The following is a 17,129-nucleotide window of genomic DNA, read 5'->3' as shown; positions in this document are numbered from 1 at the left end:
CGAACTAATTATCGAATTTTTATCACTTAACATTAAGTTTCTCTGCTATTATATTTTGCCATTATATTTTCATAGCCGGTCTCCAGCTCCTGCATATACTTTTTCCCATTCATTATATCAGAAGCCTGCAGCATGAGCCGCAAATTGAAATGCAGCTCATCCAAAAGCTGCCAGTCATGAGCGAGCCCCGTTGCCAGGCCGATATATTCCTCCGGCGAGGCTGCTGCCAGCATGCCAAGGCCTGCATTGGACAATATGCTCAGCCCGAAGCGCGAGCTGCGCCGCTCCCCATGCATGCTGATAACCGGCACCCCCATATACAGGGCATCCAGTGTAGTGCCACCGCCAGTATATGGATAGGTATCCAGGGCAATATCTACCTCAAGATATCTGTTCATATAATCAGTAGTAGCCGGTTCAAAAAGCAGCCGTTCATTCCCGATGCCCCATCTGGCAAACCTGCCCATCAGCTCCCTTTGCAGCCTCCCATCTATAAAAGCATAACATTTCAGCAAAAGCCTGGACTCCGGCACCAGCTGCAAAATTCTGCTCCACAGCTCCACCACTTCCGGGGTAAGCTTGTAATAGGCATTAAAGGAACCAAAGGTAACATATCCCTTCCCCCTGCAGGGAGCCCCGGCGGGCTCAGGCACATCACTGCGCCCTGTGTAGCAAAACTGACTGGTCAGGTAAAAAGGCTTTTCTGCCAGATACTGTTCATATTCTCCGTCAAATCCCTCCAGATACCTGTCCGTCAGAAGATAATCCGTACAGGAAAATCCCGTGGACTCCATCCAGCCCAGGCCTGAAACCTGCACAGGCGCAGGCCGCAGGGCAAACACCGGCAAGGCACTGCCGGAGCTATGCCCGGACAAATCCACCAAAATGTCTATCCCGTCCTGGCGGATAATCTCCGCCAGCTCCGGCAGTGATTTTCCCTGCACATCCTGCCACCCATCCACCAGCGTCTTCAGATGCTCCGTATATCCATCAGCTTTTTCCCCCAGGCTGTAGCAGGTCACCTCAAACCTTTCCCGGTTGTAGCCCTGCAGCATCACATAATAAAACGAAAACATCACATGCTGGCGAAAATCAGCAGAAAGATACCCCAGCCGGATTTTTTTCCTGCCCTCACGCCTGCCAGGCAAGCAGCCTGAGCCACTTTGCAGCAATGCCCTGTTCCCTGCAAACAATTCATTGTAGCCAAGGCATGCCGCCTGCATTTCCCTTGCCGTCACATCAAGACAGGCCAGCGTTAAAAGCCATGAACCATAAGCATCAGAACGATGCCGGATATCCTTCGCCTCGTACAACTCTGCCGACTGGCTGTAGCCCTCAAGTGCCTCCGGGATATTGCCTGCGGCACGATTGTATTCTCCCTGCCGCATGCGGAGCCTCAGCTGAAATTCTGCTGTGCCCCTGTTCTGCTCCTTTGCCAGCTGATGACATGCCTTATTAATCATATCTGCCGCCAGCCACAGCTGATTGTTCAGCTTGTACGCCTCTGCCAGATAGAGCATGATTTCCAGGGAAAGCCCTGCCCCCTGCTGCCGGTCCAAAGCCAAGGCCTGCTGCAGCAGCCTGACAGCCTCCGGATACTCCTGCCGCTGCATCCTGTCAAAGCCCTGCTGCCACAGCTCATCCGCCCGGCTGACACCTGTCACAGACGATTGATGATTATTTACCATACTGACTGCCTATAGCCTCCATGCAGGCTCGATACGCGGCAAAATTCCCTGCCTGCTGCACGCTGGGATATTCCCTGATTTTTTGATAATCCTGCCACAGGGACAGCTTGCCCTGCCGCAAGGCAGCTCCGTCCAAAAAGGCCTGCCGGTCTGCATATTCATCCAAAAGCCTATTCCACTCCATGCGGCTCAGCAGCACCACCTCCGGCTGCTGCCCTTCCTGGCTGTCATGCCGCCGATAATAGCTCAAGGACTCACGGAATACCACCATATCCCCCTTTTCCAAAAGCTCCAGCCACATGGCCACGTCCGAGACAGCCTTGTAGCCCCGGCAGTCAGCAGCCCAGTAATGATGCTGCAAATCCCGCCGCCTGAACAGCACTGCGGAAGGCTCCCCGATAAAGTTATTAGTACCAGATAGCATGACACGCCCCACATCACGGCCGCCATAACACTGCCAGGCTGCCCCGCTATCCATCAGCTGCACCGCTTCTTCCGACAGAATATTGCCTTCAGCATCAATCACGCTGCGCTGGGAGGTCACCAGGGCAATCCCCGGATTGTCACGCAGTACCGGCACCATCACCGCCAGCTTATTAGGTGCCAGCACATCATCATCCATGCACCATTGCAGATATTCTCCCCGTGCCATCTGCTCAAAAGGACGGAAATTATCCGCCTTGCTACTGGCATCCCTGTTGCGAAAATACCTGATACGGACATCCTCCACATATTTTTCCATCAGAAGACACGTATCCTCATTTGTGCTGTTATCCGTGACCAGTATTTCCACGTTAGGATAGGTCTGTGCCAGGGCACTCTGCAAGGTCTGCTCAAACAAATCCGGCCGATTGTAGGTAGGTATCATAATGCTGACCAGCGGATACTGCCGGTTGTCCAGATAACACTCCGCTCCGGCAGAAATATCCATGGCTGCCAGCCTGCGCAGAACCTCCCTGCCCACGAAGCTGTCCCTTTCCGGCTGACCACTATTCACCAGTTCCTTATGCTTAGGTGATAAAATCAGCTGCAGCATAGCTTTATTTTCCTGCATTTTGGCAGCCTGCAAGCCTGCATACTCGTCAGCAGGCTGAGCCTGCCCTGCCCTGTTATATTTCAAGCTGTCCCTTATGCTGCCGCATATCAAAGCCCCTGCCAGCCGCCGAATATTGGCAGCAGCCTCCACCGCCGCCGCATCAAACCTGTCTGCCAGCAGGTATTTTTTCACTGGTGATATACTGCCATCACCCCCGGCATAATACAGCAATACTCTTTTATCAGCCTTGCCCTTCAAGGCATTGACCAAAAAGACGGCATCCTCCCTGGGGCTGTACATAGTATTCAAAAGCTGGACAATCTCTGCAGGTTCATTGCCGCCTATACAGTCCAGCAGCCCTGCCAGAAGTGCCTCACTATACTTGTACTCCTGCAGCCCCCTAAAGAAATAATCACTTGCAGCAGCTAAATCCTTCCGCCTGTATGCAATATCTCCCAGTACTTGATAGGCATACGGCAAAAGCCGCAGGGAATTATCCGTCAAAAACTGCCCCTGGGACAGCTTGCGCTCAAACCGCTTCCGCAGCTCCAGCCCCCGCAGCATGCATTGCTCCGCCTCTGAGAGCTCGCCAGACTGCCAGTATAGATCCCCCTTCTCGATGATGAACGCCGCCTCATCCGGATATACTCCCATAGCCTCATCCAAAATGGCAAAGAGTTCCTCCCGGCTTTTCCCCAGCCGCTGGCTGGCACTGAACAAGGCTTCATAGAGATATCCTTCCATGCCAATCAGCCTGATATGGGCAGCTATTGCCTGCCTGGCATATCGGACAGCTTTTTCATAATCCTCCAAGGAGTGATAGGCATCCATCAGATAAGGTGCCAGCTCATCCCTTTCCTTCTGCGTACTGGCTGACGCCAGCTTTTCCTTCAGCAGGACCAGATTGCGCCTTGCCTTGAGCTGAAAGGTGGTGGCAGCATAGCCGGTATGATAGATTATCAGCTGATTATTGCAAACCATTTTCAAATTTCCCTTGGTATTGATGAGATGTTCATGTATACATCCCTCAAATCTGATGTGGGGCAAATTGCGAAAAATCCTGCTCTGCAGCATGGTATCAACGATTTTGTTGTTATTATCCTTGTCGATATTAATCAGGCGGCATAAAACAATCCCTACAGTCCTGTCACGATGATACTGTACCATTTCCCGCCGTAAAATCTTCATGCTTTCACTGGAAAAATATTCATCCGCATCCAAAAACAATATCCAGTCCCCTGTAGCATGCTCCAAAGCATAATTCTTGGCTGCCGCAAAATCATTGCACCAGGCAAAATGGCAGACCTTTGCCCCTGCCGCCTCCGCGATAGCCACCGTATCATCTGTAGAGCCGGTATCTGCCACAATCATCTCATCAGCAATCTGCCCCATGCATTCCAGCCATTTGGGCAGATTGGCCGCCTCATTTTTCACTATGACACAAGCGGAAAGCTTCATGTCCCTTCCCGTACCAGCCCCTGTGGGCTTCACCCTGCCTGCTCTCATACTCCAGCCTCACCAAAAACCTTTCCCAAATTCCTGTATGCCTCTATAATCTCCGCAGTCCCCCAGTCGGTCACCGCAGACATCATGCTTTGATAATCGCTCTGCTCCAGCTGTCCTGCATCCTCAAGCCGCCCATGATAGGCCAGCACCAGCCTCTGCAAGCCCTCCGGCAGCAGCCCAATCTGTTCCTTGAACATAGCTGAGGCAAAGTCCGGCTGCCGCCCCAGCAAGCTGACAAATAAATACTGCATATTTTCTACCAAGGCGGTCATAGCCTTACGCACATCCCAGTCCTCCGGCTGACTTCCAGCTCCGAAGCCATGCCTGTCCAGCAGCCTCTCTAAAGCCTTTCGTTCCTCTGCCGAAGCATATAATTCATACAGTGCTGCCCTGTCTGCTCCCATATCAAGATAGCCCGAAATCGCCGCTTCATACCACCTGTTCAGACGCAGAACCTCCAGATACATCGCCTCTGCCAGCTGCCACTCCCCCAGATGGAAATAGCACTCTGCCATATAAGTCCTGAACTGGCAATAAAGCTGCGGAAAATGGGTTGCCGCATGTCCATTGCTGCCTGACTGATGCAAATCAAATGCCTTTGCCAGATTGTCCCTGCCGGAAGCCCAATGTCCCTGCCTGGCCAGATAGTACCCCTTGTAGCCCCAGAAATCAGGCACCTCCGACAGTTCCTGCCTTGCCACCTCCGCCACTGCCAGCCTGTCATCATAGCCATACCCCAGTTCCTCCATAGATTCCAAAGCTATCCAATAATTATCACCACAATTGTGGACAGGCTGATACCCTGACTGAATGGCCAGCAGCGCATAATCCAGTGCCCGACTGTATTCCCCCATGCCAAAATAGCAGCCTGCCAGATTGCCATAATAAAGCTCTATATCCGCACCTTCATTGATAACCTTGATCAGCAGGCTCAGATTTCTTGCCAGCTTCTGCCGGATTATCCCGGATGAATAACCTGTATGCTCCACAGCCAGCAGCCCATCCCCATAGGTGCAGCGAAGCTGCCTCCCAGGACACCTGCTATCGGCAACCTGCTCATGGACAGCCCCGGCATAGCAAAGCCCTGCCTTGTTTTTCAGGATGCGCACCACCTGATTGGTATTGATGAGATTATTGTTGTTATCCACATCGATATTGTGCAGGTCAACCACCACTACATCCCAGTCATCCCTGTTCTCCCAGAGCCTGCTGAGACTGCCCCTGACGCTTGCCGGATACCTGAAGGTTTCATCCGCATCCAGAAAGACAGTCACATCGCCTGTTGCCTTTTCCATGGCAAAATTCCTGGCTGCCCCGAAATCCTCCTGCCACTGATACTCGTAGTATGATACGCCCCTGTCAGCCAGGATGTTCACTGTGCCATCCGTAGAACCCGTATCAACTGCCACTATCTCGTCAGCATATACGCAAGCATTATCCAGCCATTTGGGCATATTGCCTGCCTCGTTTTTGCAGATGATGCATGCCGTAATGCGCAGATTTGCCTGTGCTGCCGCTCTTGCGGCAAATAATTCCCTGCGCTTCTCCATCACATCTATATGCTCCTGTGTCAAAAGGCATGGCTCCAGCCCATCATAGCCGTCCCACAAAGCCAGTGCCTGCTGCAGCTCCCTAGCTGCCTCATCATACCTCCGCCACTGAAAGAGGCACTCCCCGTACTCGGCATGAAAATCCGGCAGCTCCGGGAACTGGCTGGCAGCCAGCTCCGCCAGCTCCAGCCGCCTCTCCCTGGCTTCCCAGGTATCCTTATCGGCATAATACTCCAGCAGGATGCGATGGCACTGGGCTGCATAGGTAACACTGCTGCGCCCCTGATGCACATTCAGCCAGCCATAATACAGTGCCTTGTCCCATTCCTTCAGGGCGGCATAAGTGACACAAAGATACAGGGACAATTCCGCCTCACTGCTGCCTGCTGCCAGAGCCTTCTGCAACAGCCGTAGATTGCGCCTTTTCTTGAACTCCGAGGTCCCTGTTCTGTAGCCTGTATGGTAAATCTCCAGCAGATGGCTCTTTACCAGGGCTATCCCCGGAATATCGCCCCCCCTGAGCCGCAGCCGCTCATGAATAATCCCATGATATGCCAGCCCCGGCAGATTTCTGACAATGCGGAGCTGATAAAACCTGTCTTGCTCCTCCTGCCTGTCCGTATCATAGTTCACCATCTGTATCAACAGCCCGTTGACATCCTGTGCTGCACCTGCCAGCAGGCTTCGGATATTCCCCGCCGTGCTTTCCGTAAAGTATTCGTCCGCATCCAGCAGAATCAGCCAGTCCCCTGTAGCCCTTGACAGAGCAAAATTCCTGGCTGCCGCAAAATCCTCCTGCCACGGAAAGCTGTACACAGCTGCCCCCAGTTGCCTGGCAACCGCTATGGTATTATCCTCCGAGCCAGTATCTGCCACGATAATCTCGTCCACCGCGTCTCGCAAGCTGCCTATGGACTGTGCCAAGTTTTTTTCTTCATCCTTAACTATATAACACGCCGATATTTTCATAAATCTCTCCCAGCTGCTAACCATTGCACATTACGTAAATCAAACCGTCAATAAGATTATCGTAGACTTTCCCGAACATCTTGAATTTGCATACCAAAAAGGAGCCACCCGAAGGTGGCTCCCCAAACAGATGCCAAGCACCCGAAACAAATTCAGTTTCGTGCAAGCATGCTGCCAGATTACTGGAGCAGGCTGAGTACGTTGGAACTGCTCTGATTTGCCTGTGCCAGCATGGACTGCGCAGCCTGCATCAGAACGTTGTTCTTGGTGTACTCGGTCATTTCCTTAGCCATATCAGCATCGCGGATAGTGGACTCAGCAGCAGTTACGTTCTCGCTGGCAGTAGTCAAGTTGGACTGAGTGTACTCCAGACGGGACTCAATGGAACCAATAGTGGTCTGCTGGTCAAGAGCCTTCTGGATAGCTGCATCCAGAACATTGATAGCTGCATTTGCATTCTCCTGGTTGCCGATGGACAAAGTCTTGCCATCATCACCCTGCAAGCCCAGAGCGGTAGCCTTCATGTCGGTCAGGCCAACATTGATGGACTGGCCGGCCTTGGTGCCAATCTGCATAACGATGGAGTTGTCCTCGGACTTGTTCTGAGCACGGAGAGACTCATCGAAAGCATCCAGAGCTGCGTTAGCGGACTTGTTTACATTGCCCTTGTTATCGGTAATGTACATGGTGAAGCCTGCAATCTGACCTGCAATGCCGCCGGAAACAGAAGTGATAGTGATAGCCTTCTGGTTGGAAGCAGTAGCTACGGTGTTGCCGGAACCATCGATACCAATGAAAGTACCCTGTTCCTTAACAGTAACCGCACCATTGGTCAACGAGCTAATAACAGCATCCAGCTTCTTGCTACCAACCTGGGTAGAATCAGTATAAGTCTTACCATTCTTTACATAAGAAATAGTAACAGTATCCGTGGAATGAATGTTCAAGCCATCACCGTTACGAGCTGCCAATGCAGTCAAAGCCATACTCTTTGTAGTATCAGTAGACAGGCTCTGGTTGGTCATCAAAGTAGTGGTCTGATTAGTTGCCTTATTCTTGGAACCATCTACCAGGTACTGACCATTGAATGTTACGTTTGCGTTATCGTTGATCTGGTCGATGGACTGATCCATTTCCTTCTGGATAGTCGCACGGTCAGCATCAGTGTTGGTGTCGTTGGCTGCGTTTACTGCCTTCTCCTTCAGAGTCTTCAGGATCTCTACAGTAGAGCTTACAGCACCCTCAGCAACCTTCATCATAGAACCGCCGTTCTGCGCGTTGCTGTTTGCCTGATCCAAAGAACGAATCTGAACGCGCATACGCTCGGAAATAGCGTAGCCGGAAGCATCATCAGCTGCGCTGTTGATCTTCATACCGGAAGAAACCTTCTGCAAGCTCTTGGAGAGTGCATTGGTGTTCTTGTTCAGGGTGTTCAAAGTGGTCAATGCGGACATGTTGTTCTTTACTACCATTGCCATGATAATTTCCTCCTTGGTTGTCAACAAGTTTTTTGGCATCCATGCCATTACCTATGAAATTTTTTGCAAAATATCAATACTCCTGCTGGTTGCTAGCCACCTGAGAAGTACCTTTTGCCGTTGTCATTTATATTATCGTAACATCATTCCGGCTACTTAAATCACCTAAAAAAATTTTTACGCCTCATCTGTGTATAAACATATCTTCTTGCCACAAAAGCCAATTCCATATTTCCACACTTTATTTATCTGCCTCTGCTCAAACTCGCTGCTATAGGCAAGCTCCTCTATCTGCTTGAAAGCTTCCATAGCCTTTGCCAAATCCTGCTCCTGCAACGCTATGTCTCTTGCATATATCCGCTTGTAGTATTCCTTTTCATTCTCATCCAGTAAATCTGATTTCAATAAATATGTGTTCCATATAAATCAGATAAAATCCATCTAATCATACCAAGGGTATTCACGTGTAATAATATTGTACGATAATCTCCGCTTACATTCAACAAAAAAGCAGGCTACCACACGGATAACCTGCCTTTACAACACATCAATATTCCCTGCTGAACAGCCCGGCGTTGGCACCGTAGCCGGTCACATCATAATTGCGCACCTGGGCGTTGTTGCGACGGGATTTGTTCAGCCAGGTGCGAGCCTTGTACATAATCTGCATATCCATGGGCTTGATCTGCTCCCGCATGGCATCACACTCAGGGGTGCTGCTGAAATCACGCTCTGACTCCGGCAGTGCCTGCATCATCTCCATCAGCTGCTGGCGCTGGTCTACCAGCTCCAGGAACGTATCGATATCCCCAGCCTTGATAAACTTCAAAAGTTCCTCCGTAGCCCCCAGATATCTTTCCCACAACTGCTTTTCCGTGTACTTGGGAACCGGTCTTTTCAGCTTCGGTGGCTGCATCATCAGGATGCACCTCTTTCCTTTCTGGCAATCTTCATGGCCTCAGCCCAAGCATCCCGCAGTTCCCGGATAATGTCCATGCACTCCGTCACCTTTTCCGGCTTGCTGCGCATATTTGCCTCCACCAGGCCATTGTAGACATAATCATACAAAGGCATCAGCTGCTTGGAAATATCATACTCCATTTTCAGGGTAGCCTGAAATTCCAAGATAATCTTCTGTGCCTTTTGCAGGGATGTATTACACTGCTCCCACTTCTTGGCCTCCATGGCATCCAGCCCTTCCTTCATAAAGCGGAGGGCTCCATTGTAAAGCATCAGGGTCAGTGCCTCAGGGGTAGCAGTCATCACCTGCTGTCTTTTATATGCTTCTGCTGCATTATTAATCATATATTTCCCTCATTTTCAGATTATCAGCCTGTAATATAGCTCAGCTGGGTTCCCAGCTTGGAAAGTGCCACTTCCATGGCATCGTACTTGTCGTAGAGCTTATTCTCGTAGGATTTCATCAAGGTCTGGAAATTGGTCATCTTGGTCTGCATGTTGGTAATCAGCTTGCCCAGGTAGCTCTGGTCATCCGTGGCCTTGCTGGTGCCAGCGTAATCCTCAAAGATGCTCATGTTCTCAGTCATGGCGTTGTACAAGCGGTTGGCGATACCGGTATTCTTGTAGTCCTCTTTCTTCTCATACGAAGACAACTTGTTGGTATTGGTGCTGCCGGCAATGTAGGAACTGTCCTGGTCGGAAGCAAAGAGCTGGTATACGCAATCCGGGTCTTCGGTCAGAGCCTTTCTCAGCTTGTCCTCATCCAGCGTAATGTGCCCCTTGGTGGTAGTTGTTGTAATGCCGATTGCAGACAGGGAATTATACTTGCTGTCTACTGCATCTACAGGCGTGTAAATAGCTTCGCGCATGTCGCTGACCAGGCTACGCACCTCATTGTTGTGATACAGAAGTCCGGACTTCGCCTTTTCGTTCCACTTCTTGATCTGATCCTCTGACATATCCTTTTCCTGCTCTTTGGTCAGCGGCTTATAGTCGGAGTACTTTTCCTCCGACAGCTTGTCATTGAGGCTGTCCAGCAGGGTGTTGTACATGTCTACGAATTTTTTAACATTGTCTACAATCTTGTCAGTATCCTGGCTGACATTGACTGTAGTGGTCTTGCCTACCTCGCTGACATTGTTAAAGTTGTAAGTAACACCTGCTACGGTAATCTTGTTGGACTCAAGGTCATAGGTCTTGCCATCAATGGTTGCCTTGGCATTAGTGCCTGTAACTGCACCACTCGGCATTGCTCCATTTGCTGAAAATGTCCCCAAATCAGTCAATGCATTCGCTTGATCCGCCTCATTAGGATTGTAACTTGCCAAATGCAGGCTGTTCAGCAATTTCGCAGTGTCAGAACCAACATTATCACCAGTATTTGCTGCAGCAATATCTATAACATTCTTTGTGCCGCTGGTCTTGTTATACAGGCTAAAAGAACCATTTGCCACATCAAAGCCAGCCTGAATATTGATAGCCTCAGCAGTCTTATCTATCGTGCCATCATCTTTGTAAACCTTGGCATTATTAACAGCACTAGCCAAATCACTCAGGGTTTTCTTATCCTGGAACAGCTCATCATAAGTAAACTCTACAGTATAAGTCTTGGCACCGTTTTCGGTCGAATCCTTTAACTGCAATTTGATGGCAGTAGCGGAACCATCAACTTCCTCAAAATTAGCGCCATCTCGTGATATTTTATACTTGCCATCAGCAGTAGCCTGAACATCTTTATACAGCACATCCATCAGGTAATTTTTACCCGGATTTGCATCACTTGCAAAATTAATAGTAGCCGGAACTTTATTTCCACTATCATCAACCTTCATGCCCGTCATAATATACGCATTGCTTGCCACCTGGGATACGCTCACCTTGTGGCTCATGGCAGCAGCTGCACCGTTAGCCGTAACGCTTACCACATCCTCATTGGTAGTGGTAGCCTTCATAGCACTCATGTTGGACTGCATCTTGAAGTCCGTCATATTGTTCTTGAAGGTCTTCATGCTGTCGTAAACCTCTACATAGGCTTCCTTCAGCCACTCCTGCTTCATCTCATTCTGATACATCTTGTCGTACTGGTTCTGCTTGTTCATCATGCCCATCTTTACCAGGGACTCAATGTCAAGCCCGGAACCGGACAAGCCATATATGCCGTTTGCGCCCATTTTCGCCGCCTCCTATTCTCTCACTCAATCACTCGCCAATTTTCACTCAAAAGTACTCAAAATTACTCAAGCTCATTCAAACCTTCTTAGGCATTCTTGTCCAGAAAAGCACCCAGCCATTCCTGTGCCTTAATCATGCCCTCAACCATTTCCTCTGGCGGATATTCCTTGATGACTTCCTTGGTGTTCTTATCTATCATCCTTACAGACATTACATCTACTTCCTTGTGATACTGGAACTCCAAATCACAATTCAGCTTGCCCATCAGCTCATTCAGCTCTCGTGTCATCTCGCTGACAAACTCAGGAGACAGCTTGCCCCTCTGCTCCTGCTTTTCTTCCTGCTGCTCCTGTGAGGACTTGCTGGAATCAGGTACTGCGGATACGGCATCTGCCATCTCCGGCTGAATGCCAAACTTGGCAGCCGCACTGCTGCTGTCTGCCGCACCCTGGCTGCTCTTGCTCTCTGGACCAGCAAATTTAGGACTCTTATTATCAGCCGCAGAAACAACAACCGCAGCCGTTACCATGTCACGCATCTTTCCAATCATTGTTATCCCTCCATAGAAAATGATTATTCCTTTATATTTGGCAGATTATCCTCAATCTGTCAGCAGGTGAAGCCCATTGCCGAAACTAAAGCCGCCAGACTATCACTTCACCGGTAATGCCTCTGTCAAATCGAAATCCATCGGAGCCGCCGCAGCCGTGCGGTTCTCATCCTTAATCTCCCGATAAATCTCGCCACGGTATATCTTTACATGACGAGGAGCATCAATGGCAATCCTGACATTCTCCCCATTCACATCAACGATATTGATAGTTATATCATCACCCAGCATAATCTGCTGGTGAGGCCGTCTCGTCAAAACCAGCATTACTTATCCCCCTTTTTCTCAGGGAACAGCCTGTGCTTGGTGGTGTACTGTGTCTTTTCCAGCACAATCTGCTTTGCCTGCATGGTATGCCGGTTGATGACTACTGGTGCCAAAAGGTTGGTAGTCATATCAGCCACCCCTGACCTTGGAATAGAAATCAGGGTGCAGACAAGGACATCATCCATTGTCTTTATCTCCAGCTTGTCCATGTTCTCATCATCCAGCTCAAAGCTGTAGTCCGGGAAAAATACAAACGGGTCTGTCATCAAAAATGCCAGCTCTGGCGTTGCCATGGATTGCAGGAACATATAAGGTGTGCCTTCCTCATAGGGAAGCACCACAAACTCATGCTCATCCTCAAAGGCAGGTATTCCATCAGCAAATCTCACAACATCCTGCTCCTCAATCTCCAATTCGCCAAAACGCAGTGTATTAATCTTTTTCATCCAAAAGCCTCCAAAAATCAATTTGCATCAATTTACGCATAGATATCCAAACGGCCTTCCGTGGCCCACATGCGTATGGAGCCTTCCTTAGCAATATAAGTCTCCGCTGAGCCCGTCTTGATAGCAATGTCGGCATGGTCTGTCGGCTGAATGCTGTACTTGTCATGCCCTACGTTCATCTGCCCCTTAATCTCCGACGGGGTTACGGTAAACTCCGGGTCAGGTATTTGCTTGGCAGTCCACTGTGGCCACTTTACTACCTGGCTCCAGAAATCGGACTTCGCCTGCTGGGCAATGACATTACGCCCCGGCCTTGCACCGTTCCGCGCCATGTCCCAGCCATCATTGGTATGCTTGGAGGTGGCTGCTGCCACATCCTGCTGCCCCTGCTGACCGTATTTCTGGGCAAAATCCGTATTATTCAAAAATCCATAAGCGGTACGGCACGGATAACAATTTATATCCACCTTAATCTGGGACCAGCCCATATCGGCAAGAGGCGCCTCATAATCCCGATGCATCTCCGCCTGTATATAGCCGTTCCGCTCACCCATGGCATGCTGCTGACGGATACCGATTTCCGGCAGCTCATGCCTGATATTTACATATTTCATACCGGACAACATGCCGGTGCCGCCCAGGCCATCCAGCATTCCCATACTGCCTCACATCCTTTCAACAGCTCTGCCATTTATAGAAACAAACTATAAACTACAATCAATCATTAATTAATTCAGGTAATCAGCCAGGCTGCCCGGCAGTATCTTGGAGCCTACAGACAGGGACATACTGTAAATAGTCTGGTACTCCATCAGCTTGGTAGCAAGATATGCCACATCAGTGCTGGACACATCAGTAATATCGCTGGTTATAGACTCATTCTGAGTTGTCAGCATGCCGGAAGCAGCAGTATAAGCCTGCTGACGGGCTGCCATCTTGGTCTCAGCCCCCAGCACAGTAGCATGAGCAGTATCTGCGATAGTCATGCCCTCCTGACCAGCCCAATGATAGTCACATGCCTCAACCTTTGCTACGGTGTACATCAGCTGGTTCAGCATGGCGGTGCCGGTAGCTGGATTCTTGCCTACATCAAATATATCAGTGCCGTTAATATCCTGCCCGGTAACATTTACTGTATCTGTTGCCTGGTCAACGCCACCATTCTTCTTTACCATGGAGATGTATTTGTCATCACCGTTGTACTTGACAATGTACTGCTTGGTGGTAGCAAAAGTCAACTTAACACCATTGACGGTTTTGTTCCACTCCCTGCCATCAGCGCCTTCCTTGATGACACCATATTCATCAAAATGATCTGAAATATCAAACTTTGTAGTTGGCGTTATGCCAGGTGCCGTATTCAGCGTAGCAAACCTCTGCGCAGCAGGATCAAATTTTGTTTCGTTCTTGTATCCATTGACTACAAAATCCTCAGTAAAAATATCACCTGTCTGCACATTCATATAGTAAACATTACCATCATCGCCATTCAGCTTCAGCATCTGCTTCATGGTAGTATTTTCCTCGCCCCACTCAGTAGCACCAGAGAAAAACGCCTGCTGCTTCTCATCAAGGGTACGAGTCTCGCCTCTGTCCATCTTATCATCTGTAATGGTAAATGGCATGGTAGTGTCCTTCTGCCCGGCAAAGAGGAAGCGGTCACCAATCTGGGTATTCAAGTCTGCCACCTGCTCCTGCACGTTGGCAAGAAGCTCCTTAGCTATATCCTGCCAATCGCTGGTATTATTGGTAGAATTAGCTGCCTGCTCTGTCTTCGCTTTAAATGTCTGCAACAAATCAGTAACATTTACCAGTGCCGCATCAGCATTTTTCATCCAGCTGGTAGCAGTGCTCACATTATCCTGATACTGCTCATTGCCGATTTTGTTATTCTGATAACGCAGATATTTGGAATATCCCACTGCATCATCTGAAGCACGATGCAGCTTGCTGCCGTCGCTCTGCTCCATGAGCTTGGCATACTGCTCATAGGTGCCGTTCAGCTGCTTCAGGTAGTTATGGGACATCATTGTGCTGGCTATACGCATATTATTTCACCCTATTCTCTATGTTATGGTCTAAAAAATCTAATTTATTTTGCCGTTATGCTATCTATATTACCTGCCCACAGTGCCAGTGCCGTTAATCAGCTTATCGAGGCACTCATCCATAGCATTCAGGCAACGGGAGCAGGCGGAATATCCCTGCTGGAACATAATCATGTTAGTCAGTTCCTCATCCCAGTTTACACCGTTGGTGGAGCTTCTGAGGTTTTCCACCTGGCTCATGACGTTGGACTGGAAATCAACCCTGCCGTTCATGTTGGAAGCAGCTGAGCCCATGGTTGTCATACTGGTGTTGTAGTAGCTGTACAGTGAGCCTTTACCAATTGCCCTGACACTATCACGAACCTCAGGACTGGTCTTGTCGTTTTCACAGTTCAAAAGGGTTGCCATCCACACGGCATTGCTGCCATCACCTGTACCGTTTACATCAACTGGTATTGGATAGCCACTGGCAGCCTTATCTGCCAAGGCAGCATCAGTTGTATATCTAGTCTTGAGACCGCTAGCTCCATTAGCTGTATACACAAGCTTGTCACCCAAATCTACCTCAACCAGAACAACGTTACCTGAACCATCTGTCTTAATATTAGGATCGTTCTTATCCGTAGTATATACCCCAGGAGCATTTGTTTCATAGAAAATAGTGCCCATATCGCTGGCGCGCTCGCCACTTCTGGTTGCCAGCTTCTTATGTCCATCCACTGCTGTCAGCTCGCCATTCACAACCAAAAGATCCACAATCTGTATGCCGGACATTTTTTCCTCTGTGTTAGTGGTAGTATTCTTCACTACCAATCCATCAGCCTCAGTCCAGGTAAATTCATAGTCCGACTCACCATAAAAATTCAGGCCTGTGGTAGCATCATCGTCAGGATTGGCATTGCCAAAAGGCTTATCCTTGTTGCCATCAATGCCATAGCCAGCCTTGTGCTGGTCGTTGAGGGTAGTCAGCAGGAAGGTTGCCATACGGGCCACCTCATCAATATATCCCTTATCCTCGGCAATTGCCTCAAACTGAGCCTTCAGCTCACCGCCACCCGGAGAGTAGATAGTACCCGTCTGCTTGATGATGATATCATAATCATTCAGGCCGTATTCCTTGTTGTTCTTCGGGGCAGACATTTCCAAATCAACCTTGGTAATGCCGTTGACCAAGGTAGTGCCGTTGCTTACCAGCGTGTACATGCCGTTGCTGGTCTCGTAAACGGTGATATTGGTCATCTCCGTCAGCTGGTCCACAATCAGATCCCGCTGGTCACGCAGATCATTGGCATTAGCGCCATTTGCCTCAATGCCGGAAATATTCTTGTTCAGCTCTACAACCTGTCCCAAAAGGCGATTCATAGTTTCCACACTGAGGGTGATATCGTCATAGAGGGAATTAATCTGCTCCTGCACCTGATTGGCTGCAATCTGCAATGTCTGGGCGAAATTCTGCCCCGCATTGATGACATTCTGACGGCTGGTATCGCTGCTGGCCGTAGTGGAGCAGTCCTCCCATGCCTCATAGAATTTCTCCATGGCATTCTGGATGCCGGTATTCTTGGAATCATTGAAAATGGACTCTATCTTGGCATAGTTATTTGCCTTGCCGTTGTAGTAGCCATTGGTGCTGTTTTCCTTCCAATACTGGCGGTCTGCATAAATATCCCTGGCCCTGATGACGGAAGTGACAGTGGAGCCGTTGCCCACCTGGCTGGCACCTGCTAATGTATAAACCTCGGAGGACGGAGTTGCCGCCGCATGAGCTGTCTGGCGGGAATATCCCTCCGTGTTGGAGTTGCTGATATTGTGACCGACCGTATTCAGCCCCAGCCTGTTTGTATAGATACCATTTACCATGGTATTGAGTCCGGAAAAGGTACTCTGCATGTTGTTTCACCTGCTCTCAAATATTTGTCACGCTATGCCGGTTAGACATTCGCCTCGAACATCTTGCTGCCCTGTACCGGCATGCCACCGTTATCGCCCGGTGTTCCGTAGGTTACCCCTGCCGCAGTACATGTCATGACATTCACGTTATAATCGATATATTCTATATTTTTATTTAAATATTGCAGATTGTTGCCAGAGGCTTCCTTTAGTTTCTGCAATAGTCCTGCCTGTTTTTCCAATAGCTGCAGTGCCATATTCTTTTCCAGCCCCTCAGGCTGGGCAGCTACCCAGCTGGCAGCATCCCTGCTACCTTGCTGCTGCAAAAAATCACAACGTTTTTTCTCAAGCCTGTTCAAATCTATAACTACTGCCTCTATTTCCTTGGTCAGCCGCTGCACTGCCGGAGCTGCCGTATTCACCAGGGCATTCTGCTGTTCCCTGGTCAGTTCATAAAGCCTGAGGCAAAGCACCAGCTGCTGCCTGATAATGTGTATCAAATCCTGCAC

15 protein-coding genes are annotated in these 17,129 nt (G+C 49.4%); all 15 read right to left on the bottom strand.

What is annotated here, in order from left to right; genetic code table 11:
- Positions 1-32: 32 nt before the first annotated feature.
- Positions 33-1,688 carry an O-linked N-acetylglucosamine transferase, SPINDLY family protein gene (locus FYJ84_RS02415; RefSeq protein WP_154405759.1) on the bottom strand — a complete coding sequence of 552 codons (1,656 nt, stop codon included), beginning with the start codon at positions 1,686-1,688 and terminating at the stop codon, positions 33-35.
- Positions 1,678-4,230 (bottom strand): glycosyltransferase, encoded by a 2,553-nt coding sequence (locus tag FYJ84_RS02410; protein WP_154405757.1) that lies wholly within the window; start codon positions 4,228-4,230, stop codon positions 1,678-1,680. The genes FYJ84_RS02415 and FYJ84_RS02410 overlap by 11 nt, the downstream gene beginning before the upstream one ends.
- Entirely contained in the window at positions 4,227-6,749 is a 2,523-nt protein-coding gene (locus FYJ84_RS02405; protein ID WP_205764059.1) for a glycosyltransferase family 2 protein, read from the bottom strand. The genes FYJ84_RS02410 and FYJ84_RS02405 overlap by 4 nt, the downstream gene beginning before the upstream one ends.
- A gap of 179 nt (positions 6,750-6,928) precedes the next feature.
- Positions 6,929-8,227, bottom strand: coding sequence for a flagellin N-terminal helical domain-containing protein (locus tag FYJ84_RS02400; RefSeq protein ID WP_154405753.1), 1,299 nt, complete (start codon positions 8,225-8,227; stop codon positions 6,929-6,931).
- Between the two features lie 177 nt (positions 8,228-8,404).
- Positions 8,405-8,632, bottom strand: a complete 228-nt coding sequence (locus tag FYJ84_RS14430) for a hypothetical protein (RefSeq protein ID WP_205764058.1) — start codon at positions 8,630-8,632, stop codon at positions 8,405-8,407.
- Between the two features lie 142 nt (positions 8,633-8,774).
- Positions 8,775-9,146: a flagellar protein FliT gene (locus tag FYJ84_RS02390; protein ID WP_235901316.1), complete on the bottom strand. Its 372-nt coding sequence runs from the start codon at positions 9,144-9,146 to the stop codon at positions 8,775-8,777.
- A complete protein-coding gene (fliS, locus tag FYJ84_RS02385) occupies positions 9,146-9,532 on the bottom strand; it encodes a flagellar export chaperone FliS (protein WP_154405751.1) in 387 nt (128 codons plus the stop codon). Before fliS ends, FYJ84_RS02390 begins: the two co-directional genes overlap by 1 nt.
- 23 nt (positions 9,533-9,555) lie before the next feature.
- The gene (gene fliD / locus FYJ84_RS02380; protein ID WP_154405749.1) at positions 9,556-11,358 is read right to left on the bottom strand and encodes a flagellar filament capping protein FliD; all 1,803 of its coding nucleotides are present in this window, start codon (positions 11,356-11,358) and stop codon (positions 9,556-9,558) included.
- 86 nt (positions 11,359-11,444) lie between these two features.
- On the bottom strand, positions 11,445-11,909 hold the full coding sequence (locus tag FYJ84_RS02375) for a flagellar protein FlaG (protein ID WP_235901315.1): 465 nt from the start codon (positions 11,907-11,909) through the stop codon (positions 11,445-11,447).
- A gap of 102 nt (positions 11,910-12,011) precedes the next feature.
- Entirely contained in the window at positions 12,012-12,236 is a 225-nt protein-coding gene (gene csrA / locus FYJ84_RS02370) for a carbon storage regulator CsrA (protein WP_154405747.1), read from the bottom strand.
- On the bottom strand, positions 12,236-12,682 hold the full coding sequence (fliW, locus tag FYJ84_RS02365) for a flagellar assembly protein FliW (protein WP_154405745.1): 447 nt from the start codon (positions 12,680-12,682) through the stop codon (positions 12,236-12,238). Before fliW ends, csrA begins: the two co-directional genes overlap by 1 nt.
- 32 nt (positions 12,683-12,714) lie before the next feature.
- Positions 12,715-13,341 (bottom strand): DUF6470 family protein, encoded by a 627-nt coding sequence (locus FYJ84_RS02360; protein ID WP_154405743.1) that lies wholly within the window; start codon positions 13,339-13,341, stop codon positions 12,715-12,717.
- Between the two features lie 69 nt (positions 13,342-13,410).
- Positions 13,411-14,730: a flagellin N-terminal helical domain-containing protein gene (locus FYJ84_RS02355; RefSeq protein WP_235901314.1), complete on the bottom strand. Its 1,320-nt coding sequence runs from the start codon at positions 14,728-14,730 to the stop codon at positions 13,411-13,413.
- Positions 14,731-14,799: 69 nt separating this feature from the next.
- A complete protein-coding gene (flgK, locus tag FYJ84_RS02350; protein WP_154405741.1) occupies positions 14,800-16,620 on the bottom strand; it encodes a flagellar hook-associated protein FlgK in 1,821 nt (606 codons plus the stop codon).
- A 41-nt stretch (positions 16,621-16,661) separates the two neighbouring features.
- Positions 16,662-17,129 (bottom strand): flagellar protein FlgN, encoded by a 468-nt coding sequence (locus tag FYJ84_RS02345; protein WP_154405739.1) that lies wholly within the window; start codon positions 17,127-17,129, stop codon positions 16,662-16,664.

This window comes from Anaerovibrio slackiae (assembly GCF_009695585.1).
In the GTDB taxonomy this organism is placed as follows: Bacteria; Bacillota; Negativicutes; order Selenomonadales; family Selenomonadaceae; genus Anaerovibrio; species Anaerovibrio slackiae.
Note: the sequence above shows the minus strand (reverse complement) of the source record. Positions and strands in the feature narration are given on the sequence as shown.